The organism is Streptomyces sp. NPDC050534 (assembly GCF_044457745.1).
Lineage (GTDB): Bacteria > Actinomycetota > Actinomycetes > Streptomycetales > Streptomycetaceae > Streptomyces.
This window is the reverse complement of record NZ_JBITHF010000006.1, coordinates 562,746-583,938: the sequence shown is the minus strand read 5'-3', so window position 1 is coordinate 583,938 and position 21,193 is coordinate 562,746. Positions and strand designations below refer to the sequence as shown.

General features: G+C 69.3%; 18 protein-coding genes. 8 read left to right on the top strand and 10 right to left on the bottom strand.

Annotation, left to right across the window (positions count from 1 at the left end; translation table 11 throughout):
* The first annotated feature begins 111 nt into the window (after positions 1-111).
* Positions 112-663 carry a GNAT family N-acetyltransferase gene (locus ACIBN2_RS22865; RefSeq protein ID WP_399136663.1) on the top strand — a complete coding sequence of 184 codons (552 nt, stop codon included), beginning with the start codon at positions 112-114 and terminating at the stop codon, positions 661-663.
* A gap of 18 nt (positions 664-681) precedes the next feature.
* On the opposite strand, the gene ACIBN2_RS22860 is transcribed toward ACIBN2_RS22865, so the two are convergent.
* The 7 genes from ACIBN2_RS22860 to ACIBN2_RS22830 form a co-directional block, all read right to left on the bottom strand.
* The gene (locus ACIBN2_RS22860; RefSeq protein ID WP_399136708.1) at positions 682-2,190 is read right to left on the bottom strand and encodes a TraM recognition domain-containing protein; all 1,509 of its coding nucleotides are present in this window, start codon (positions 2,188-2,190) and stop codon (positions 682-684) included.
* Between the two features lie 16 nt (positions 2,191-2,206).
* Positions 2,207-3,628: an ATP-binding protein gene (locus ACIBN2_RS22855; protein WP_399136661.1), complete on the bottom strand. Its 1,422-nt coding sequence runs from the start codon at positions 3,626-3,628 to the stop codon at positions 2,207-2,209.
* A gap of 11 nt (positions 3,629-3,639) precedes the next feature.
* Positions 3,640-5,199, bottom strand: coding sequence for an SCO6880 family protein (locus ACIBN2_RS22850; RefSeq protein ID WP_399136659.1), 1,560 nt, complete (start codon positions 5,197-5,199; stop codon positions 3,640-3,642).
* The gene (locus tag ACIBN2_RS22845; RefSeq protein ID WP_399136657.1) at positions 5,196-6,536 is read right to left on the bottom strand and encodes a hypothetical protein; all 1,341 of its coding nucleotides are present in this window, start codon (positions 6,534-6,536) and stop codon (positions 5,196-5,198) included. The genes ACIBN2_RS22850 and ACIBN2_RS22845 overlap by 4 nt, the downstream gene beginning before the upstream one ends.
* A complete protein-coding gene (locus tag ACIBN2_RS22840) occupies positions 6,526-7,305 on the bottom strand; it encodes a hypothetical protein (protein WP_399136656.1) in 780 nt (259 codons plus the stop codon). The genes ACIBN2_RS22845 and ACIBN2_RS22840 overlap by 11 nt, the downstream gene beginning before the upstream one ends.
* A gap of 186 nt (positions 7,306-7,491) precedes the next feature.
* Complete coding sequence (locus ACIBN2_RS22835; protein WP_037622434.1) at positions 7,492-7,800, bottom strand: hypothetical protein; 309 nt, start codon at positions 7,798-7,800, stop codon at positions 7,492-7,494.
* A 454-nt stretch (positions 7,801-8,254) separates the two neighbouring features.
* Positions 8,255-9,616 (bottom strand): peptidase S8, encoded by a 1,362-nt coding sequence (locus ACIBN2_RS22830; protein ID WP_399136654.1) that lies wholly within the window; start codon positions 9,614-9,616, stop codon positions 8,255-8,257.
* A gap of 441 nt (positions 9,617-10,057) precedes the next feature.
* Here ACIBN2_RS22830 and ACIBN2_RS22825 point away from each other — a divergent pair, with 441 nt between their 5' ends.
* The 3 genes from ACIBN2_RS22825 to ACIBN2_RS22815 all read left to right on the top strand — a co-directional run bounded on the left by ACIBN2_RS22825 (position 10,058) and on the right by ACIBN2_RS22815 (position 13,179).
* Positions 10,058-10,831, top strand: coding sequence for a trypsin-like serine peptidase (locus ACIBN2_RS22825; RefSeq protein WP_399136653.1), 774 nt, complete (start codon positions 10,058-10,060; stop codon positions 10,829-10,831).
* Positions 10,832-11,295: 464 nt separating this feature from the next.
* Positions 11,296-12,303, top strand: a complete 1,008-nt coding sequence (locus ACIBN2_RS22820; protein ID WP_399136651.1) for an NlpC/P60 family protein — start codon at positions 11,296-11,298, stop codon at positions 12,301-12,303.
* Positions 12,304-12,471: 168 nt separating this feature from the next.
* Positions 12,472-13,179 carry a phosphatase PAP2 family protein gene (locus ACIBN2_RS22815; protein WP_399136650.1) on the top strand — a complete coding sequence of 236 codons (708 nt, stop codon included), beginning with the start codon at positions 12,472-12,474 and terminating at the stop codon, positions 13,177-13,179.
* Between the two features lie 60 nt (positions 13,180-13,239).
* Here ACIBN2_RS22815 and ACIBN2_RS22810 read toward each other — a convergent pair whose 3' ends face one another.
* Positions 13,240-14,802, bottom strand: a complete 1,563-nt coding sequence (locus ACIBN2_RS22810) for an FAD-binding oxidoreductase (protein WP_399136648.1) — start codon at positions 14,800-14,802, stop codon at positions 13,240-13,242.
* A gap of 316 nt (positions 14,803-15,118) precedes the next feature.
* On the opposite strand from ACIBN2_RS22810, the gene pstS reads away from it, so the two are divergent.
* The 4 genes from pstS (at position 15,119) to pstB (ending at position 19,265) form a co-directional block, all read left to right on the top strand.
* Entirely contained in the window at positions 15,119-16,243 is a 1,125-nt protein-coding gene (pstS, locus tag ACIBN2_RS22805) for a phosphate ABC transporter substrate-binding protein PstS (protein WP_399136646.1), read from the top strand.
* A 136-nt stretch (positions 16,244-16,379) separates the two neighbouring features.
* A complete protein-coding gene (gene pstC, locus ACIBN2_RS22800; RefSeq protein WP_399136644.1) occupies positions 16,380-17,387 on the top strand; it encodes a phosphate ABC transporter permease subunit PstC in 1,008 nt (335 codons plus the stop codon).
* Positions 17,384-18,445, top strand: coding sequence for a phosphate ABC transporter permease PstA (pstA, locus tag ACIBN2_RS22795; RefSeq protein ID WP_399136642.1), 1,062 nt, complete (start codon positions 17,384-17,386; stop codon positions 18,443-18,445). The genes pstC and pstA overlap by 4 nt, the downstream gene beginning before the upstream one ends.
* Before the next feature lie 43 nt (positions 18,446-18,488).
* Positions 18,489-19,265 carry a phosphate ABC transporter ATP-binding protein PstB gene (gene pstB, locus ACIBN2_RS22790; protein ID WP_399136640.1) on the top strand — a complete coding sequence of 259 codons (777 nt, stop codon included), beginning with the start codon at positions 18,489-18,491 and terminating at the stop codon, positions 19,263-19,265.
* Positions 19,266-19,376: 111 nt separating this feature from the next.
* Here pstB and ACIBN2_RS22785 read toward each other — a convergent pair whose 3' ends face one another.
* Positions 19,377-20,375 (bottom strand): anion permease, encoded by a 999-nt coding sequence (locus ACIBN2_RS22785; protein WP_399136638.1) that lies wholly within the window; start codon positions 20,373-20,375, stop codon positions 19,377-19,379.
* A gap of 7 nt (positions 20,376-20,382) precedes the next feature.
* On the bottom strand, positions 20,383-21,003 hold the full coding sequence (locus ACIBN2_RS22780) for a DUF47 domain-containing protein (RefSeq protein ID WP_108009062.1): 621 nt from the start codon (positions 21,001-21,003) through the stop codon (positions 20,383-20,385).
* Positions 21,004-21,193: the final 190 nt, after the last annotated feature.

Genomic DNA, 21,193 nt, shown 5'->3' with positions numbered 1-21,193 from the left:
CTGCAGGGGGGACCCTGTGGGAGAGTAGGACGCCGCCGAACAAATCTTGAGAAAACCCCCGGCCGGGGATACCGGTTCGGGGGTTTTCTGCGTTCGGCTACCGTTGCGGACATGAACTACAAGGTCCGTTCCATACACGCCGACGAGTGGCCGGAGGTGAGGGCGCTGCGGCTTGCCGCGCTGCAGGATCCCGTAGCGCATCTCGCTTTCCTGGAGACGTACGACGAGGCTCTGGCGCGGCCGGACTCCTTCTGGCAGGAGCGGGCCGTCGGTGGTGCCGAGGGTTCGTCCGGGGCTCAGCAGATCATCGCCGAGGGGCCGGACGGGGAATGGGTCGGGACGCTGACCGTGCTGATCGAGGAGGCCGGCACGACCGACTGGGCCGGCTTCTCGGTGGAGCGGAAGCAGGGGCATGTCGTGGGCGTCTTCGTGCGGCCCGAGTGCCGTGGCATCGGGCTCACCGAGGTGCTCTTCGACGCCGGCCTGGAGTGGGCCTGGTCGCGGGGCGCCGAGCGGGTGCGGCTCATCGTGCACGAGGACAACGGACGGGCCCAGCGGCTGTATCGGAAGGTGGGGTTCGCGCCGACCGGCGTGACCGTGCCGCTGGCCCAGGCTTCCGGGGAGTCCGAGCTGGAGTTCGCCGTCGAGCGGGACGCCGACTGACGAGCCGAAGTCGACGCGCTAGACCGGGAGTTCGTCGTGCGGCCAGCGGGAGCGGCCCTGCTCTCGTGAGCGGAGCAGGGCCAGGGTCGGCAGGCCCCGCTCCGCTCCGGTGGCCAGCAGCTCCGGGAGCTGGGGAAGTGGAGCCACGGCGGCCACATCGTCGAGCACCAGCGTCAGTGGTGGGTCGAGGCGACCGGAGGATGACCGTTCGGCCATGTGCCGGCCGCGCTCGACCACGCTTGAGACGAGAGCCGTCAGGAGGGGCATCGCCCCCGGGTTGGTCCTGGGGTCCTCGATGGATTCCCCCACCACATAAAGCGTGCCCCCTTCGTGGACGAAGGAATCCAAGGCGAGGGCATCTGTTCGGTTTGGAGTGCAGGCCTCGCGGATGTTGACCGTGAAGAGGGAGGACAGTGCTCTGCCGGTCAACTCCTGTGCCATGTCGCGACGTTCGGGGTGCGCGGTGAGCGCGGCCTCGAGTTCGCCGGCGCAGCCGGGAGCCGCCTTGGGGTTCGTGCGGAGGATGCGTACCGCGTCCTGGACCTGGGCGCCCTGGGCCCAGCGGTGGACGTGGCGGGTGGTGCGGCCGTCGACGGCCGCGGCGTGCAGATAACAACGCAGGAGCGTTTCGGCGGTCGCCGCCAGGGCCTGGTCGAGCTTGGCCGTGGGGCGGATCGCGGCGAGAAGCGCGGCGGAGCGGGCGGTCGCCGTCTGCTTGTCCTCGCACCCGGCCGTGGGTGCCCAGTGCAGGCGGGCCGGGGTGTCGCAGAGGTGGGCGGGGTCGTAGAGGAGGACGGGGCCCAGTTTCAGCCTGGCGTCCTTGGTGTCCTCCCAGACCGCGGGGTTCGAGGTGATGACGAGGGCCGGGCCCTCCGCGTCGCGTACGGCCTGGGTCGCGGTCGCCTGGCGGCTTTCCCTCGGTGCCACGACGAGGCGTTCCTGGCCGGTGACGGGTTCGCCGCCGAAGAGGGGGGTGGTGGGGGCCGCCTCCTCGTGCAGGACCGTGGTCTCCGGTTCCGGTGGTGCCGCCCGCGGGGTCGGCACCTCGTGGTGCGCCGGCAGGGGCTCGGGGGCGGGGGCGGCCGCCGGAGCGGCCTGCCCGACCGCTGTCCGATCCGTCGCCGTACGTTCCTCGGGCGTCCGTTCCACGTGCCGCTTATGGTGGACCGCGCGCCAGCGTGCGAAGGTCCCCATGACGAACACCGTCAGTACGACCAGCACCATCAGCTGCCCGATGAACAGGCCCCAGAAGAGGCCGTATCCGGAGAGCTGGGCCTTCGGGGTGCCGGGCCAGGCACCGGGGACGTCGTGCGGTTCGCCGATGAGGTGGCGCATGGCCAGGGGGGTTCGGGTGAAGGTGACGCCGTGCGGCCAGCTGCCCTTGGCGAACCAGCCGGCGAAGCCCGTGGCCGACCACACCAGCAGCGTCATGCCGAGCAGGAAGGCGAGTATGCCGATCAGGAGGCCGTCCGGGATGCCGCCCTGGCCCTCGCGGCCTCCCCGTCTGCGGTGGTCGTCCGGTCTCACCACGTCCTGCCCTCCCCTACGCCACCGTCGACTCGGACGGGCCCTCGTACTCGCTCAGGTGCTGTTCCATGAAGGCGGCCGCGCGCTCCTCCGCCTCCAGCTCGGCGGCGTGCAGCGCGTCGTCGGCGAGGTCCGCGGACGACTGGGTCATCGCGCGGTCGGTGAAGACCAGCGGGCGTTCCGTCTCGGTGATCAGGTGTTTGACGACCTGAACGTTGCCGTTGACGTCCCAGACCGCGATGCCCGGGGTGAGCGTAGGGATGATCTCCACGGCCCATCGGGGCAGGCCCAGGACCCGTCCCGTCGCCCGCGCCTCGTCCGCCTTCTGGGCGTAGATGGTGCGTGTCGACGCCATCTTCAGGATCGCGGCCGCCTCCTTGGCCGCGGCCCCGTCCACCACGTCGGACAGGTGGTGGACGACCGCGACGAAGGACAGGCCCAGCCGTCGGCCGAACTTCAGCAGCCGCTGGAACAGCTGCGCCACGAAGGGGCTGTTGATGATGTGCCAGGCCTCCTCGACCAGGAAGATGCGCTTCTTCCGGTCGGGGCGGATCCAGGTGTGCTCCAACCACACGCCGACGATCGCCATCAGGATCGGCATGGCGATGGAGTTGCGGTCGATGTGGGACAGGTCGAACACGATGAGAGGCGCGTCGAGGTCGATGCCGACCGTCGTCGGGCCGTCGAACATGCCCCTGAGGTCACCGTCGACCAGACGGTCCAGCACCAGCGCCACGTCCAGGCCCCAGGCGCGTACGTCGTCCGTGGCGACGTTCATCGCCTCGGCGGACTCCGGCTCGGGGTGGCGTAGCTGCTCGACGATGTCGGTGAGGACCGGCTGGCGTTCGACGATCGTCTCGTTGACATAGGCGTGCGCGACCTTGAGCGCGAAGCCGGAGCGCTCGTCGAGGCCGTGGCCCATCGCCACCTCGATGATGGTCCGCAGCAGGGCGAGCTGACCGGTCGTGGTGATCGCCGGGTCGAGGGGGTTGAGCCGGATCCCGTGGTCCAGGGCGGCCGTCGGGTCGAGCCGGATGGGAGTTATCCCCAGCTCCTCCGCGATCAGGTTCCACTCGCCGACGCCGTCCTCGCCCTGTGCGTCGAGGACGACGACCTGGCGGTCGCGGAAGCGCAGCTGGCGCAGGACGTACGTCTTCTCCAGGGCCGACTTGCCGTTGCCGGACTCGCCGAGGACCAGCCAGTGGGGGGCCGGGAGCTGCTGGCCGTACAGCTGGAAGGGGTCGTAGATGTACCCCTTCCCGGAGTAGACCTCGCGGCCGATGATGACGCCGGAGTCGCCGAGGCCCGGCGCGGCCGTCGGCAGGTAGACCGCCTGGGCCTGGCCCGTGGAGGTGCGCACCGGCAGGCGGGTCGTCTCGACCTTCCCGAAGAGGAAGGCCGTGAAGGCGTCGGTGAGGACGGACAGCGGATCCCGCATGCTTGTGGTCCCTACCTTCGGATGCCGGTGGCGAACGGGAGCGTGTTCACGAACGCGCGATGGTGTTCGCGGTCGCACCACTCCAGCTTCAGATACGACTTTCCGGCCGACGCCCGGATGGTCCGCTTGTCGCGGGCCAGGGCCTCGGGGGAGCGGGAGGAGACGGTGATGTAGCCGACCAGGTTCACCCCGGCCGCGCCGCTGGCGAGGTCCTCTCCGCGCTGGTCGAGGCGGTTGTGGGCGGCGATGTCACGGGGGTCCACGGTGCGGTTCATCTTGGCGGCGCGGGAGGCTTCGGCCACGTCGTTGGTCTTCTCGGTCAGCATGCGTTCGATGGCTACCTCGGTGGGCTCGAGATCCATCGTCACTGCGACCGTTCGGATGACGTCCGGGGTGTGGACCAGCAGCGGGGCCAGGAAGTTCACGCCCACCGGGGTCATCGGCCACTCCTTCACCCAGGCCGTGGCGTGGCACCAGGGGGCCCGGGTGGACGATTCGCGGGTCTTGGCCTGGAGGTACGTCGGCTCCATGGCGTCCAGTTCGGCCGGCCAGGCGTTGCGCTTGGTCATCGCCTGGATGTGGTCGATCGGGTGGTCCGGGTCGTACATGGAGTGGACGAGGGAGGCGAGGCGTCCCTGGCCCAGGGGCTGGCGCACCCGGATGTCGGCCTCCTGGAGGCGCGAGCAGATGTCGGTGAGCTCGCGGGCCATGACGACGGCCAGGCCCGCGTCCCGGTCCAGCTTGCGGCCGCTCTGCGGGCGGGCCGCGCGCGCCATCGCATGTGCCTCGGCCGAGAGTTCGCGGGTGAAGTGCATGCAGGCGACGAGGTAGGCGCGGTGCTGCTCGCTGCTCGTCGACACCATCGACTGGAGTTGGTCGTACGAGTCCTGCAGCCATGGCAGGGCCTTCTCGTCGCCCCGTACGGCGACGTCCTTGGCGTGCGCGTCGGGGTCGGCGGGCAGGGTGCGGGCGAGCATCTGCAGGCGGGTGACGAAGCCGTCGCCGTTGGCGACGTGCTTGAGCAGGGTGCCGAAGCGGTCGACGAGGGCTTCCTGGTCCTCGGAGTCGCGCAGGCCGACGCCGGGTCCCTCGATCTCGATGGCCGCGGTGACCGTCCTGCGGTCCGCGTGCAGCAGCACGGCGATCTCGTCGGGCCCGAACGGGGCGGCCAGCCAGGTGATGCGGCCGATGCCGGGCGGAGGCCCGATCTCGACCTCGCGGCCGTCGAGCCGGGTGCCGGCCTCGGTGACCCCCGAGCGGTACAGGGTGCCCTGCTTCAGCGTGCGCTTGTAACTGCGGTTGATCTCGAACCACTTGTAGAACGTGCGGTGCTTGTACGGCACGTAGACCGCGGCCAGCGCGATCAGCGGAAAGCCCATCAGCAGCACGATGCGCAGGGAGAGGACGGGGACGACGAGCCCGCACATCATGCCGAGGAACGCGCCCGCGATGATCAGCACGATCTCGCCGGACTCGCGGTTGCGGCCGACGATCGCGTTCGGCCGGGCGCGGCCGATGAGATAGGTACGTCGGGGCGTGACCGGATGGGACAGGTGGGACTCGGTCGTCAACGCCCTTCACCTCCAGTGCGGTTGGTACTGCTGTTGCGGGTGCTGCTTGCGTGCGGGGTGTTCACCGGGTTCGACGAACGGGGTGCGGGTGCGGCTGACGGGACGGATCCGCCGCCACCGCCGTTCGGCGTCCGGGTGCTGTGCGCGGCGACTCCGGCGCCGGCCGGGTTGGCCGGGCGGGCGCCGCCGCCGGAGGACGACTGGCCGCCGCCTCCGTTGTCGTTGGCGCGGGCGCTGTGGGTCTTGATGCCCTGGGCGACCATGGTGGCCGGGGAGCTGATGACCGCGGCGGCTTTGCCCTCGGCGCCCTGCATGATGCGGTTGTTGCGGCCGTTCGCGATCTCGTCGCCGAAACCGGGGACGAAGCGGTAGATCATCGCGCTGGCGAAGATGGCGAGCAGGATGATGGCGAGGCCGGAGACGACGGCGGAGAAGGAGTCGGGGCCGCCGTCGGTGGACAGCGCTCCGGCGAGGCCGAGCACGATCACGATGACCGGTTTCACCAGGATCACGGCGATCATGATGCCCGCCCAGCGGCGGACGTGGCCCCACAGGTTCTTGTCGACCAGGCCGGCGTAGACGACGGTGCCGAGGAGGGCGCCGACGTACAGGAGCGCGGCGCGGATGACGAGCTCCAGCCACAGGACGCCGGCGGCGAGGATGCTGACCAGGGAGACGACGATCAGCATGATGGGGCCGCCGCCGATGTTGTTGCCCTTGTTCAGGGCGCCGGAGAACGTGCCGAAGAAGGTGTCCGTCTGGTCGCCGGTGGTCTTGGCGAGGACCTCTGTGATGCCGTCGGTGGCCGATACGACGGTGTAGAGGATCAGGGGGGTGAAGGCCGATGCGAGGACCGTCAGCCAGAGGAAGCCGATGGCCTCGGAGATGGCCGTCGTGAGGGGGACGCCTCTGACGGCTCGCTTGGCCACGGCGAGCAGCCACAGCAGGAGGGTGAGGATGGTGGAGGCGGCGAAGACGACGGCGTACTGCTGAAGGAACTTGGTGTTCGTGAAGTCGACGTTCGCCGTCTCCTTCACCGCGCCGCTGAGCTTGTCGATGGTCCAGGAGGCGGCGTCCGCGCAGCCCTTCGCGAGGGAGGAGAGGGGGTCGAGGGTGCCGGTGGGGTCGAGGCTGGTGGAGCCGCCGGTACCTTTGTCGCCGTTGCCGCGTTCGCAGTACTGCTTGGCGGGGCCGACGATGAGGTCGCACTTGTCGTTGGACGTCGTCGGCGACGGCGAGGGGGCCGCGGCGGCCCGCGTGGCAAGCAGTACGGCCGCGGTCTGCACGGCCGTGACGGCTGCGGCGACGCCGAGTACGCGGCGCGGGCTACCGGGCATAGGTGAAGCCTCCGTACTCCTGGACGGCCGTGGCCATTTCGTCGGCGCTGGACGCCTTGTTGTCCCCGGGCACGGGTGCGGGGCCGTCCTTCTGGGAGAAGCTGTCGACCTTCCAGTCACCGTTCACCCAGCGCAGCTGGAGCGTCATGGTGAACCAGTCGCTGGTCACCGGGTTGGTCGAACGCTCCCCGGCCGTGCCGTACAGACCCGTGCACCAGACGTCGATGGACGCCGTGCTGTCCAGGTAGCTGGTGGTCTTGGTGCCGACCGGCACGGTGCGTGAGACGTAGGTCTGGCCCGTCGTCGCGTTGCCGTTCGCGTCCAGGCCGAGGTTGCTCAGGAAGTCCTTGGAGTACGCCTTGTCGAGCTTGTCCTGGAGCTCGGCCTGTTTGTCGGTGACGAAGACCTGCTGGACGATCTCGGACCGGCGGGCCGGCTTGAGGATGTCGGCCGAGACCAGCACCGTGGCGTAGTTCGCCGCCGCGCTCTGCGCCCCCTGCTGGTCGTGTGCGTAGCCGGACTGGACCGGCTTCGTTCCGGTTGCTGCTGTTGAGGATGCCTTCGGTTTGTCGACGGAGCCGGTGGAGGATGAGGAATCGTCTCCTCCACGGTTCGCGAAGGCGATCGCTGCGATCAGCAGGACGACCACGCCGACCACGGTGATCAGGCTCCGGGAGGACGAGCGGCCGCCGCGCCGTGCGCCTCCGTACACGTCACCGCCGCCCTCGGGCAGCCTTGTCCGGGTCTGCCCCTCGTCTCCGAGACTCATACCGCGTACGCCCTCTCCACCTCGTAGACATACGACGGTAGCCGTGCTGGTTCCCGCGTGGGCGCGGTGTGGTGACTCGACATCAGGGAAACGCAACCTCTGCCGGTGGGCACGACGGGCGGGTGGGGGTCGAGGGGGGCCGGGCGGGCCTGGAGAGGACTGCAGGGCGCCTGCCGTCGGCGGACGTCAGACGGCCATGCCGTACACGATGGTGAAGAGTGTGCCGAGGGAGCCGATGATGAAGACGCCCGTGAGGCCGGCGATGATGAGGCCCTTGCCCTGTTCCGCGCTGAAGGTGTCGCGCAGCGCCGTCGCGCCGATGCGCTGCTTCGCGGCGCCCCAGATGGCGATGCCGAGGCACAGCAGGATGGCGACCGCCATCACCACCTCGACCATCACCTTGGCCTCGTTGCCCAGGCTGCCGAAGGGGCCCCAGTCCGGAGCGATCCCGCCGATGATGGTGTTGATGTCTCCCTTGTCGGCCGCAAAGAGCATGTAAGTCACCGCCCCTGGTGGGTAGTTCCGCGGTCCTCTGCGGATGCGCGGAGGACAGGCTCATTCTCGCCGACAATGCCGCCGTCGTATGTCGACTTGGCGCCATTGACCGGTGGGTTTCGTACGAATAGCAGTTAGGTCACTCTGTGTATCACGGCAGGTCACGCCGGGCAATGAGGCCTGGGCGGAACCTCGGGTGTAGTTCCGTCGTTAACCACTATTACGGCCCGATTCGTTCCTGACGGTCGGGCAGAGTGAGTGGCCGGGCCCCTGTGCTGCGGGTGACGGAGGAAGAGTATCCCGGTACGGCGGGCCGACCGCGACTCGTCGCCACGGTCCGCCCGGTGACGGAGAGTCAGCGGTGGGCGCACGGGAAAACGGGCCGCGGCCGGCTGCCGTGACCCGTTCCCTTTTCCGTGCCGCCGAGGAGTCCCCACGTACTCCCGGGCCGCCGTCAGCCCGTGAAGGCGCTGACACCCTCGGGGGTGCCCCAGCCGGTCGGGCCGTCGTAGCCCGATCCGGCGGTGCAGAAGTAGCTGGTGGTGCAGGTGCCGTTGCTGCCGCTGGTCACGTCGTTGAGGGCGGAGGTGCCGGCCGCCTTGTAGGGGTACTGGGCCGGGTAGTCGCTGCTGCCCGGGGTGCCCGCGAGGGCGTAGACCGCGGCGATGAGCGGGGACGAGGCGCTGGTGCCGCCGTAGGTGTTCCAGCCGGTGCCGTCGGCGCCGTAGGTGTCGTAGACGGAGACGCCGGTGGCGGGGTCGGCGACGGCCGAGACGTCCGCGATCATGCGCTTGGTGCAGCCGGTGTCGGTCTGCCAGGACGGCTTGGCGTCGTCGGCGGAGCAGCCGGAGCCGGTGCCCTCGGTGCTGCTGGTCCGCCAGACGCTCTCGGTCCAGCCGCGGCTGGAGGAGGACGTCGACAGCGTGGTGCCGCCGACCGCGGTCACGTACTTCGACGCGGCCGGGTACTCGGCGCCGTAGCCGCTGTCGCCCGCGCTGGCGGTGATGGCGACGCCCGGGTGGTTGTAGTACGAGGAGTCGTACGTCGTGTCGGACGAGGACTCGCTGCCGCCGTAGCTGTTGCTGACGTACTTGGCGCCCAGCTTGACGGCCTCGTTGACCGCCGTGCCCAGGTTGGCGTCGGAGGCCGACTTGGCCTCGACGAGGAGGATGCTGCAGTTCGGGCAGGCCGCGCTGACCATGTCGACGTCGAGGGAGATCTCACCGGCCCAGCCGCTGTCGGCGGAGGGGAGGGACGTCGTGGAGCCGGTCTGGCCGACCTTCTTGAAGCAGCCGTTGGCGGTGGTGCAGGCGCTGAGGCCGTAGTACGAGCGGTAGGTGGCCAGGTCCGCCTCGGCGTTGGGGTCGTCGTAGGCGTCGACGATGGCGACCGTGCGGCCGGAGCCGCTGGAGGCGGCCGCGTCGGTGAGGCCGTAGGCGGACTGGAGGTCGGAGGGGCCGTAGCCGGTGGGGTCGGAGGCGGCGGCGTCCGGCGTGACCGCCTTGGGTGTGACGCCCTTGAGCGCGGCCTGCTTCTCCATGAAGGCGGTGGTGCCGCCGGTGACGCGGAGGGCGTCGCAGGCGGCGTAGCCCTTCTTCGGCGTCGCGGCGCATGCCTTCTCGTACCGCACATGCGCCTTGGCGACCTGGGCGGCGACCGCCTTGGTGTCCGGCGTGGGTGTGGCGGGAGCGGCCGCGTTCGCGTGGACGGCGGTGCCGACGCCGGCGAGCAGCAGTGCCGCGGTGGCCGCGGCGGCCGAGCTGACACGACGCCATCTGCCGGATATGTGGGGGGAGTTGGGGGTGGTCGTACGCAACGTACAGCCTCCTGGAAGTGGTGGGCAGAGGCCTGCGGTGGGGGGACTGCCGGGGGGTCCGGCAGGGGCGGCGACCCGCGTAGACCATCGCTTGTTGAGTACGCGACAAACAAGACCGAATCGGAGTTCTGACTTCCGCATTACCGAAGCGGGTTGGGGAGTTGCCGGCCGATGGCCGGGTAGTGGGACGGGGATGGGCGGGGCTTGACCTCGCACACAGGAAACACACAGGTCAGTGACGTGCGGAGGCGCCGGGACCGGTCCGCCAGTACGGTGGGAGTGGTTCCCGGGGGGAGTGTGGAACGGAGGGCAAGGAGGCATGGGTGAGTCGCCGGGTGGTCCGATAGGCCGCGCCCCCCAGGTGCCGCGGACGCCGTTCACGGAGAGATCTCGGTGAACGGCAGACCTTTTTCTCACCTTCGTCGGTCACAGTGGGGGCCGATGAAGCGCACCTCACGTATCAACAGCCGAATCAGCGGCCCCGTGTACGCCATGGTCCTGATCCTCGTCTCGGCCTTCACCTCGTCCTCGCTCGCGAACGCGGACGACGGTCCCGGGCCCTTCGGCGTGACGGCTGTCGCGGCGGCCGGGGGCCAGAGCGCCAGAGTGGGTGCGCTCTTCGACGCCGACCGCAGATCGTCGCTGGCCGGCGGGCACTTCTGCACCGCCTCCGTCGTGCACAGCCCGCACCGCGACCTCGTCGTCACCGCCGCCCACTGCCTGGACGGGAGCGGGGATCTCGTGTTCGTGCCGGGGTACCGGGACGGGCGGGCGCCGTACGGGGTGTGGACCGTCCACCGCTCGTTCCTGCCCGACGGGTGGGCCAAGGGACAGGACGAGGACAGCGACGTCGGCTTCGCCGTCCTCGAGGACCGGGGCGGCAAGGGCGTCGAGGACGCCGTCGGCGGGAACCGGTTCGTGGCCGGCATGGCGACCGGGGCGACCGCCGTCACCATCACCGGCTACCCGAACTCCGGCGAGACCCCGGTCAGCTGCACCAACAAGCCGACCGCGCACAGCCGCACCCAGCAGCGGATCGAGTGCCCCGGCCTCTCGGGCGGGACCAGCGGCAGTCCGTGGGTCAACGGGGACCGGGAGGTCGTCGGCATCCTGGGCGGGCACGAGCAGGGCGGCTCCACGGACGACATCTCCTACAGCGTCGTGCTGGGCACGGAGGCGGCCGAGCTGTACCGGGACGCAGCCGCCGATCCGTGACCTGACCGGACCTGGTAGGTGCTGCTCGCCTGGTTCCAGAGGCACGGGGCGAGCCGGAGGACCGGCAGCGCGATCGGTACGTACGTCGCCGGGCGCCGGAAGACCGGCCTGCCCGGGTCCATCACCACGTCGCCCAGCCGAAGAAGACCGGGGAGACGGAGCTCACCAGCCGCCGGCGCGCGGGAGCGTACGGCGGGGGTGCGCCGTGGCCCGCCACCGGCTGTCCGGGCGCCTGCTGTCCGTACGCGGGCTGGGCGTACGCCCCGTTCCGGGCGGTGTAAGGCGCATATTGGCTGCCGTTTGGCGCGTAACCCCCTTGTGGGACGTACGGGTTCCCGGAGGCGGATTCTGCGGAGGTAAGGCGCCGCCACGTGCTGTTTTCTGCTTCCGGGTGATCACCCCCTATCGCAGGACGCGCCCCTACACTGACGTGGGCGGACGGACTCCCGGGCGGTGAGGGGCGGTTGACGGTGCGTAAGGCGTGGATCATGGCGACCGTTGTCGTCGGTTCGGCCATGTCCTTCGTGATGCTGCTCGTCGTCGGGGTGTACATCGTCGCCGGGAATCTGGTCAACGGCGTGGGCGGGGGTACGAAGGCCCTGGCCAAGGGGGCCGTGCCCGCCGCGTACTCGACCATCGTGCAGAAGTGGGGCAACCTCTGCCCGGCCCTCAACCCCGCGCTGCTCGCCGCCCAGCTCTACCAGGAGAGCGGGTTCAATCCGAACGCCAGGAGCGCGGCGGCCGCTGAGGGGATAGCGCAGTTCATCCCGGGCACCTGGGCCACGCACGGCATCGACGGCAACGGCGACGGCGTCCGCAACGTCTGGGATCCCCGGGACGCGATCCCGTCCGCCGCGTCGTACGACTGCCAGCTCGCCTCGTACGTGAAGGACGTACCCGGGAATCTGACCGAAAACATGCTGGCCTCGTACAACGCGGGGTCCTATGCGGTGATCAAGTACGGGGGCGTGCCGCCGTACAAGGAGACGCGGAACTACGTCAAGACGATCACGACGCTCGAGGAGAGTTTCGCTGCGCCCGTCACCCGGGTCGATCCCTCCAAGCAGGCCGCGGGTGCCATCTACTACGCGCAGAAGAAGCTCGGCACGCCCTACCTGTGGGGCGGGAACGGAACCGCCGCCGACAGCGGGCGTTTCGACTGCTCGGGGCTGACCAAGGCCGCGTACGAGAGTGTCGGGGTCACGCTGCCGCGGGTCGCCAACGACCAGTACAACGCGGGGCCGCACCCCAAGCGGGACGAGCTGCTCCCCGGTGACCTCGTGTTCTTCTCCACGGACCCGACCGACTCCCGGGCCATCCACCACGTGGGGATCTACGTCGGCGGCGGCTACATGATCGACGCGCCGCGGACCGGTGCCGTGATCCGGTTCGACCCGATCGACACCGGTGAGTACTTCGGGGCCACGCGGGTCACCGAGGATGGCGCGAAAGCATTGCCCACAACGGTATGAGCTGAGCGTGAACCCACCCCCTGAGCTGCAATGACGTGTCTCTCTTCGATAACGTCTGCGTGATCATTCGGTGGACTGTGGAACGTACTAACCGGGACCGTGCGTTCCTGTTACACGTAGGCGTGTGCGAGCGCGCCGGGCAGCAGACGACGAAGGGGCCGCAGCACCATGGCTGGACTCGCCGAATCCGGGTCGAACCCCGACGTCGACCTGCTCTACGACATCAACGGCCTGGCCAAGGACGCGCCGCACTGGTTCGACCGGGTCATGGAGTACGTCGGGGAGTACGGGCTGCTCGTCGCCATGGTGCTGCTCGTCCTCTGGTGCTGGTGGTCCGTGCGGCGCCGGGGCGGGCAGGACGCCCCGGCGTCCGTCGCCGCGCTGGTGTGGGCGCCGCTGGCCGCCGCGCTCGCGGTGCTGGTGAACGTGCCGATACGGGGCTTCGTCGAACGGCCCCGGCCCTTCCGCACCCACCAGGGGCTGGACGTCCTGGTGTCCGGCAAGACCGACTACTCGTTCGTGAGCGACCACGCGACGATCACCATGGCCCTGGGGGTCGGGCTGTTCGTCGCCAACCGGAAGTTCGGGCTCGTCGGGATCGGGCTGGCGCTGCTCGAAGGGTTCTGCCGGGTCTACATGGGGGTGCACTACCCGACCGACGTGGTGGGCGGGTTCGCGCTCGGCACGGCGGTCGCCCTGCTGCTCTCGCCCGTCGCGATGGCCCTGCTGACGCCGCTGATGACGGCGGTCGGGCGGTCGGACCGGGGCGGGTGGCTGGTGCGGTCCCGCTCGCGCTCGGCCCTGAAGCGGGACGCCGTGATCCCCGGGGCACAGGCGGAGACGGCGGGGCCGGAAGAGAGGGATCTCGCCGCCTGAGTGCCCCGCCGGGTTCGGTGGGCGGGGCAGTCCGCTGCGACCAGCGGACCGCATCGCGTCCTACAGCGCCTGCGGGTAGGTGAAGAAGCGGTTCGGGTCGTACTGCTTCTTCAGGGACGCCAGGCGCGTCGCCGCGTCGCCGTAGTACGCCTTGCGCCAGTTGGTGAGCGTGGGGTCCGTGTAGTTCTGGTACGCCGCCCCGGAGGCGTACGGCTTCATCGCGTCGTGGGCCGAGCTCAGCCACGACTGGGCGGTGGAGCCCGTCGTGCCGGCCCGCCAGGACGCGATGTACTGCGCCAGCATGCGGGAGCGGCGGTGCACGAAGGCCGTGGCCGTGGGGGAGACGCGGTTGACCGCGCCGCCGAGGGCGGTCAGGGCGATGCTGCCGGAGCCGCCCCGCACCGACGTCATCTGCTTCAGCAGTGTCTGTATCCCGGCGGCCGAGATCGAGCGGTCGAAGAAGTCGGAGCGTGCCGCGTACGTCTCCCTGCCGAGCGCGCCCTGCGGGGAGCGGCCCGGGGTGGGGCCGGGGAGGTGGCACTGCGCCTGGGAGGAGAAGGAGGAGCAGCCGGCGTAGATCTCCATGGCCTCCTCGTAGCCGCGGCGGCGCAGCGAGACGCTGGTCGCGTTCGCGCCGACCTTGTCGGCCAGCCGGTCCACCGCGTTCTTCAGCTCGCCGTAGCCGCCGATGGAGAAGCAGGCGACGGAGACGGTCGGGGTTCCTCCGGCCGCGTTCGCGAGGTGCAAGGAGGACCAGATCTCGTCGGGCTGGCTCGGGCCCCACTCCTGCCACGCCTTGACCACCGCGGCCGCCTTCGACCAGGGCCAGGTGAGATAGCCCGTCACCGCCTGCGGGGCCGGGTGGGTTCTGAAGTGCAGTTCGGTCACGACGCCGAAGTTGCCGTTGCCCGCGCCGCGCAGGGCCCAGAACAGGTCCTTGTTCTCGGTGGCGCTCGCGACGAGTTCCTTGCCGTCCGCCGTGATCAGCGTCGCCTGGGTGAGGTTGTCGCAGGTCAGGCCGTAGGCCCGGGAGACCACGCCGTGGCCGCCGCCGAGGGCCAGACCGGAGACGCCGACGGTGGGGCAGGAGCCGGCGGGTATGGTCACGCCCTTCGCGGCGAGCCCGCGGTAGACGTCGATCAGCTTGGCGCCGGCGCCGACGACGGCCTGGCCGCCGCTCACCCGGATCTGCTTGAGCCGGGAGACGTCGAGGATCAGCTTGCCGTTGCCGGAGGACCAGCCCGCGTAGGAGTGGCCGCCGTTGCGTATCGCGACCTGGATGTGGTGGGCGCGGGCGTAGGCGAGGGTCGTGCGGATGTCGTCGGTGTGGGCGGCGTAGGCCACGGCCGCGGGCTTCAGGCCGTCGAAGCGGGTGTTGTAGAGCTGGCGGGCCGCGGCCCAGTCGGCCTCGCCCGGGCGTATCAGGGCGCCGTCCAGGTCGTGCGCGAGGGCGGTCCAGTTCGCGGGGGCGGCCAGGGCTCCGGTGGCCCGGACAGACGTACCGGTGGACGATGAGGGAGACGACGAACTGCTGGTGTCCGCGTCGGCTGCCCCGCCCTTGCAGGCCGTTGCGACCGCGGCGAGGGCGGCCGCGCCGCCGCCTATGAACGTACGCCGTTCCATGCTGTGCCTCCCGATTGCTCTCGGGGAACGAGACGGCTCGCCGACCTCATGGGTTCCAGAAGGAAGTGTCACCGCTCTGTCACCGTGGGCCGGGATCGGGGTGTGCTCTCCCCGTAAGCGTTCCGTGACCTAACCACAACGTCTGCAGGGGTTCACCTTGCGTTCATTTGTGGCCATCGGCGGCTTCACCTGATCTGCCTAATTTCGGCCTTACGCGATGCGGGCCGCCTCGAGGGGGCGTTCTCATGTCGCCCAAGTTTTCGACTCCGCACGCCGCCGGATTCAGGACGGCGGCTCCTGGAAGGAACTCTTTCAAGTGAAGCTTCAGCGCATGAATCGGCGGGCCATCGCCCTCGGTGCCATCGCCGCGTCGAGCGCCCTGGTCCTCACGGCGTGCGGCTCGGACAACACCGGCGGCGGCAGCGGCAGCAGCGCCTCCGCCACCGGTGCCGCCAGCTCGATCAAGTGCGACAACGCCAAGGGGCAGCTGCTGTCCGACGGCTCGTCCGCGCAGAAGAACGCGATCGACGCGTGGGTCGCGCAGTTCTCCAAGGCCTGCGGCGTGCAGATCAACTACAAGGCCGGCGGTTCGGGCGCGGGTGTCACCTCCTTCACCCAGGGCCAGCTCGCCTTCGCCGGTTCCGACTCGGCGCTGAAGCCCGAAGAGGTCACCGCCTCCAAGAAGGTCTGCTCCGGCGGCCAGGGCATCGACCTGCCGATGGTCGGCGGCCCGATCGCGGTCGGCTACAACCTCTCCGGCGTGGACAACCTGGTCCTGGACGCCCCGACCCTTGCGAAGATCTTCGACAGCAAGATCACCAAGTGGAACGACCCGGCGATCAAGAAGCTGAACCCGTCCGCCAAGCTGCCCGACCTCAAGATCCAGGCGTTCCACCGCTCGGACGAGTCCGGCACCACGGACAACTTCACCAAGTACCTGAAGGCCACCGCCGCGAGCGACTGGAAGTACTCGGGCGGCAAGGCCTGGCAGGCCAAGGGCGGTCAGTCCGCCGCGCAGTCCTCCGGTGTGGCCGCCCAGGTCAAGCAGACCAACGGCGCCATCGGTTACTTCGAGCTCTCCTACGTCGCCGACGGCATGAAGGCCGTCAGCATCAACACGGGAGCCAGCGCGCCGGTCGCCCCGAGCAGCGACGCCGCCTCCAAGGCGATCGCCGACGCCAAGGTCGTGGGCACGGGCAAGGACCTGTCCCTCCAGCTGAACTACGCCACCAAGGCCGACGGCGCCTACCCGATCACGCTGGTCACCTACGAGATCGCGTGCGACAAGGGCAACAAGGCGGACACCCTGCCCGCCACCAAGGCCTTCCTGCGCTACATCGCCTCCGAGGACGGCCAGAACGTCCTCAGCGGCCTGAAGTACGCCCCCATCCCCGCCGACATCATCGCCAAGGTCCGCACCACCATCGAGGGCCTGAGCTGATCTGAGTGCGGTCCGGTCCCGGGCCTCGAACCGGGACCGGACCGCATCGTCCGGTGCACCGCCGCCATGAGCCGTATGTCGTGTACGGCTTCGCAGAGCCGAGTCACGAGCACGGCTCCGCAGACCGGAGAACCCGATGGAATCCTCAACACAGATAGCTGACACTCCACCTCCTGCCCACGACCCCTCCGTCGCCGAACAGAAGCGCGCGGCCCGGGGCGCCACCCGGCCCGGCGACCGGATCTTCCTCGGTCTCTCCCGTGGGTCGGGCATCCTGCTGCTGGTGATCATGGCCGCGATCGCGGTCTTCCTCACCTACCGGGCGACGCTCGCCATCAGCAAGGACCACACGAGCTTCCTGACCACCTTCGAGTGGAACACCAACATCCAGCCGCCGTCCTTCGGCATCGCGGTCCTGGCCTACGGCACGGTGATCTCCTCGATCATCGCCATGGTCATCGCGGTCCCGATCGCGGTGGCCATCGCGCTGTTCCTCACGCACTACGCCCCGCGCCGCATGGCCGGCCCCATCGCGTACGTGATCGACCTGCTCGCCGCCGTGCCGTCCATCGTCTACGGCCTGTGGGGCGCGCTGATCCTCGTACCGCACATGAACGGCCTCTTCGGCTGGCTCAACGACTACCTCGGCTGGACCGGGCTCTTCTCCTGGGACCAGGGCGCCCCGCGCTCGATGCTCACCGTGGGCATCCTGCTCGCGATCATGATCCTGCCGATCATCACCAACGTGAGCCGCGAGGTCTTCCGCCAGGCTCCGAAGATGATCGAGGAAGCGGCCCTCGCCCTCGGCGCCACGCGCTGGGAGGTCATCCGTATGGCCGTCCTGCCCTTCGGCCGCTCCGGCGTGATCTCCGCCTCGATGCTCGGTCTCGGCCGCGCGCTCGGCGAGACGATGGCCGTCGCGACCGTGCTCTCCCCGGACTTCCTGATCCACGGCAGCCTGCTCAACCCGGGCGGCGGCACCTTCGCCCAGAACATCGCCAGCAAGTTCGGCGAGGCGGACGAGTTCGGCCGTGACGCGCTGATCGCCTCCGGCCTGATCCTGTTCGTCATCACCCTGCTGGTCAACGGCGCGGCCCGCATGATCATCGCCCGCCGCAAGGAGTACTCGGGGGCCAACGCATGAGCAACGCCGCCATCGCCGAGAAGCGCCCCAGCACCCTGCGCGGCGCCAGCCTGCCGAAGTGGTCGCCGTGGGCGATCGCCGTCGGCTCCGTGGTCCTGGCCGTCGGCATCGGCCTGGCCGCCGGTCTCGACAGCAAGGTCCAGTGGGGCCTGATAGCCGCGCTGATCTTCCTCGTCGGCACGTACACCATCGCCGCGAGCGTCGAGGGCCGCCGGCAGGCCAAGGACCGTATCGCGACCGGACTGGTCTGGACGGCCTTCGTGGTCGCCCTCGTACCGCTGGTCTCCCTGATCTGGACGACCGTCGCGCGCGGCATCAAGGTCCTGGACGTCTACTTCCTGACCCACTCGATGGGCATCGTCGCCGACTCCCAGCCGGGCGGCGGCATCTACCACGCCATCGTCGGCAGCATCGAGCAGGTCGGCCTCGCCACGATCATGGCCGCACCGGTCGGCGTGCTCACAGCGATCTACCTCGTCGAGTACGGCCGCGGCGGTCTCTCCCGCTCGGTCACCTTCTTCGTCGACGTCATGACCGGTATCCCGTCGATCGTCGCGGGCCTGTTCATCCTGTCGCTGATGCTGATCTTCGACATGCAGCCCTTCGGCTTCGCCGGCTCACTCGCGCTGGCCATCCTGATGATGCCGATCGTGGTCCGCTCCACGGAGGAGATGCTCAAGCTCGTCCCGAACGAGTTGCGTGAGGCGTCCCTCGCGCTGGGCATCCCGAAGTGGCGCACCATCCTGAAGGTGGTCCTGCCGACCTCGATCGGCGGCATCATGACCGGCATCATGCTGGCCGTCGCCCGTATCGCGGGTGAGACCGCCCCGGTGCTGCTGCTCGTGTTCGGGAACCGGTTCATCAACAACAACCCCTTCGAGGGGGCCCAGCAGTCGCTGCCGCTGTACATCTACCAGCAGTACGCGAACAGCGCAGGCGCGAACGCGGCGTACGACCGGGCCTGGGCGGCCTCTCTCACGCTGATCGCCTTCGTGATGATCCTGAACCTGGTGGCCCGGGCGATCGCCCGCTGGAAGGCCCCGAAGACCGGTCGCTGACGCGGCCAATCGGCGACTGAAGAATTCTGGAAGTGAAGTAGTCATGGCCAAGCGAATCGACGTGAGCGGACTCACCGCCTACTACGGCTCCCACAAGGCGATCGAGGACATCTCGATGACCGTGGAGCCCCGCACGGTGACGGCCTTCATCGGCCCCTCCGGCTGCGGCAAGTCGACGTTCCTGCGCACCCTGAACCGTATGCACGAGGTCACCCCGGGTGGCCGGGTCGAGGGCAAGGTGCTGCTCGACGACGAGGATCTGTACGGCACCGGGATCGACCCGGTGTCCGTGCGCCGGGAGATCGGCATGGTCTTCCAGCGCCCGAACCCGTTCCCGACGATGTCGATCTTCGACAACGTGGCGGCGGGGCTGCGGCTGAACGGCAGCCACAAGAAGAGCGAGCTCGCGGACGTCGTGGAGAAGTCGCTCAAGGGCGCGAACCTCTGGAACGAGGTCAAGGACCGGCTGAACAAGCCGGGCTCCGGCCTCTCCGGCGGTCAGCAGCAGCGGCTGTGCATCGCGCGTGCGATCGCGGTCGAGCCGAAGGTGCTGCTCATGGACGAGCCCTGCTCCGCCCTGGACCCGATCTCCACCCTCGCCATCGAGGACCTGATCGGTGAGCTGAAGGAGCGCTTCACGATCGTCATCGTGACGCACAACATGCAGCAGGCCGCGCGCGTCTCGGACCGTACGGCGTTCTTCAACCTCGCCGCCGTCGGGCAGCCCGGCAAGCTGATCGAGATCGACGACACGGAGCGGATCTTCTCCAACCCGTCGGTCCAGGCGACCGAGGACTACATCTCCGGCCGCTTCGGCTAGGCCGGTACGGACCCCCCGCGGTGCTGCATGGCGGTGCCACCGCGGGGACGAGAGGGGCCCGCCCCCGGCTCCCGGGGGCGGGCCCGTCGTCGTATCCGAAGCAGAAGATCCCTACAGGAACACCAGGTCCACGATCCCGTACACCGCCGCCGCCACCAGGGCCGCCGCCGGCATCGTGATGAACCAGCCGAGGACGATGTTCTTGGCCACGCCCCAGCGGACCGCGTTCACGCGCTTGGTGGCGCCGACGCCCATGATGGCGGAGGTGATGACGTGGGTGGTGGAGATGGGGGCCTTGAAGATGAAGGCCGTGGTGAACATGATCGCCGCGCCGGTGGTCTCGGCGGCGAAGCCCTGCGGCGGGTCCAGCTCGATGATCTTGCGGCCGAGGGTGCGCATGATGCGCCAGCCGCCGGCGTAGGTGCCCAGGGAGAGCATGGCCGCACAGGCGAGCTTGACCCAGACCGGGATCGGGTCGCCGTAGGTCTCGTGGCCGGAAATCACGAGTGCCATCACCACGACGCCCATCGTCTTCTGGGCGTCCTGGAGGCCGTGGCCGAGCGCCATGCCCGCCGCCGAGACCGTCTGCGCGATGCGGAAGCCGCGCTTGGTCTTGTGCGGGTTGGACCGGCGGAAGAGCCACAGGATCGCCGCCATGACCAGGTAGCCGACGATCAGGCCGACGACCGGCGACAGGAACATCGGGATGACGACCTTGTCGATCACGCCGTTCCAGATGACCTCCGTGCCGCCCGCCAGCGCCGCGCCCACCAGGCCGCCGAACAGTGCGTGGGAGGACGAGGAGGGCAGGCCGAAGTACCAGGTGACGAGGTTCCAGACGATCGCGCCGACCAGCGCAGAGAAGAGAATCGCCATCCCCTGCGACCCCTGCGGGGTCTCGATCAGGCCCTCGCTGACGGTCTTGGCGATCCCGGAGCCCAGGAAGGCACCCGCGAGGTTCATCACGGCGGCCATCGCGAGCGCGGCCCGAGGGGTCAGCGCACGCGTCGACACGGACGTCGCGATCGCGTTCGCCGAGTCGTGGAAGCCGTTCGTGTACGTGAAGAAGAGCGCGACCGCGATGGTCACGATCAGACCGAAGGTGTCCATCGACGCCTCAGGACTCCTTGACGGCGATGGTTTCCACCGTGTTCGCCACGTGCTCGAAAGCGTCCGCTGCCTCTTCCAGCACGTCCACGATCTGCTTGAGCTTGAGCACCTCGATGGCTTCGTACTTGCCGTTGAAGAGGTGGGCCAGCAGCTTGCGGTGGATCTGGTCGGCCTGGTTCTCGAGCCGGTTGACCTCGATCCAGTACTCGGTGAGGTTGTCCATGGTGCGCAGGTTCGGCATTGCCTCGGCGGTCAGTTCGGCCGCCCGCGCCAGGACCTCGATCTGCTGCTCCACGCCCTTGGGGAGTTCCTCGACGTTGTAGAGGACGACCAGGTCGACGGCCTCCTCCATGAAGTCCATGATGTCGTCGAGGGACGAGGCGAGGTTGTAGATGTCCTCGCGGTCGAACGGCGTGATGAACGAGGAGTTCAGCTGGTGGAAGATCGCATGCGTGGCGTCGTCGCCTGCGTGTTCCGCGGCCCGCATACGCTCTGCGATCTCGGCCCGGGCAGGTGTGTCCGCCCCGAGCAGTTCCATCAGGAGCTTCGAGCCGGTGACGATGTTGTCCGCGGACGCGGCGAACATGTCGTAGAAGCTCGTCTCCCTGGGGGTCAGACGAAAGCGCACGTGGGGTCCTCTAGGTGCTTCGGTTTCGGTCAGGCTGATGCTAGGTGCATCATCCGGCCACGGCTAATGGGCCGTCCCCCAGTGTCGCCCATCGGTCGCAGTGATCAGCACGGGGGCGGTACGGGGCTTCGGTTCCGGTGCCGGCCAAGGGCCCTATACCCAGCAAAGTTCGATACCATATACCCACCTG

Bases quoted from the DNA above. Each gene is read 5' to 3' on its own strand.
- ACIBN2_RS22865 (WP_399136663.1), top strand. From the start codon at position 112: ATGAACTACAAGGTCCGTTCCATACACGCCGACGAGTGGCCGGAGGTG.
- ACIBN2_RS22855 (WP_399136661.1), bottom strand. From the start codon at position 3,628: ATGCGGGATCCGCTGTCCGTCCTCACCGACGCCTTCACGGCCTTCCTC.
- ACIBN2_RS22845 (WP_399136657.1), bottom strand. From the start codon at position 6,536: ATGCCCGGTAGCCCGCGCCGCGTACTCGGCGTCGCCGCAGCCGTCACG.
- ACIBN2_RS22840 (WP_399136656.1), bottom strand. From the start codon at position 7,305: ATGAGTCTCGGAGACGAGGGGCAGACCCGGACAAGGCTGCCCGAGGGC.
- ACIBN2_RS22835 (WP_037622434.1), bottom strand. From the start codon at position 7,800: ATGCTCTTTGCGGCCGACAAGGGAGACATCAACACCATCATCGGCGGG.
- ACIBN2_RS22825 (WP_399136653.1), top strand. From the start codon at position 10,058: ATGAAGCGCACCTCACGTATCAACAGCCGAATCAGCGGCCCCGTGTAC.
- ACIBN2_RS22815 (WP_399136650.1), top strand. From the start codon at position 12,472: ATGGCTGGACTCGCCGAATCCGGGTCGAACCCCGACGTCGACCTGCTC.
- ACIBN2_RS22810 (WP_399136648.1), bottom strand. From the start codon at position 14,802: ATGGAACGGCGTACGTTCATAGGCGGCGGCGCGGCCGCCCTCGCCGCG.
- pstC (WP_399136644.1), top strand. From the start codon at position 16,380: ATGGAATCCTCAACACAGATAGCTGACACTCCACCTCCTGCCCACGAC.
- pstA (WP_399136642.1), top strand. From the start codon at position 17,384: ATGAGCAACGCCGCCATCGCCGAGAAGCGCCCCAGCACCCTGCGCGGC.
- pstB (WP_399136640.1), top strand. From the start codon at position 18,489: ATGGCCAAGCGAATCGACGTGAGCGGACTCACCGCCTACTACGGCTCC.
- ACIBN2_RS22785 (WP_399136638.1), bottom strand. From the start codon at position 20,375: ATGGACACCTTCGGTCTGATCGTGACCATCGCGGTCGCGCTCTTCTTC.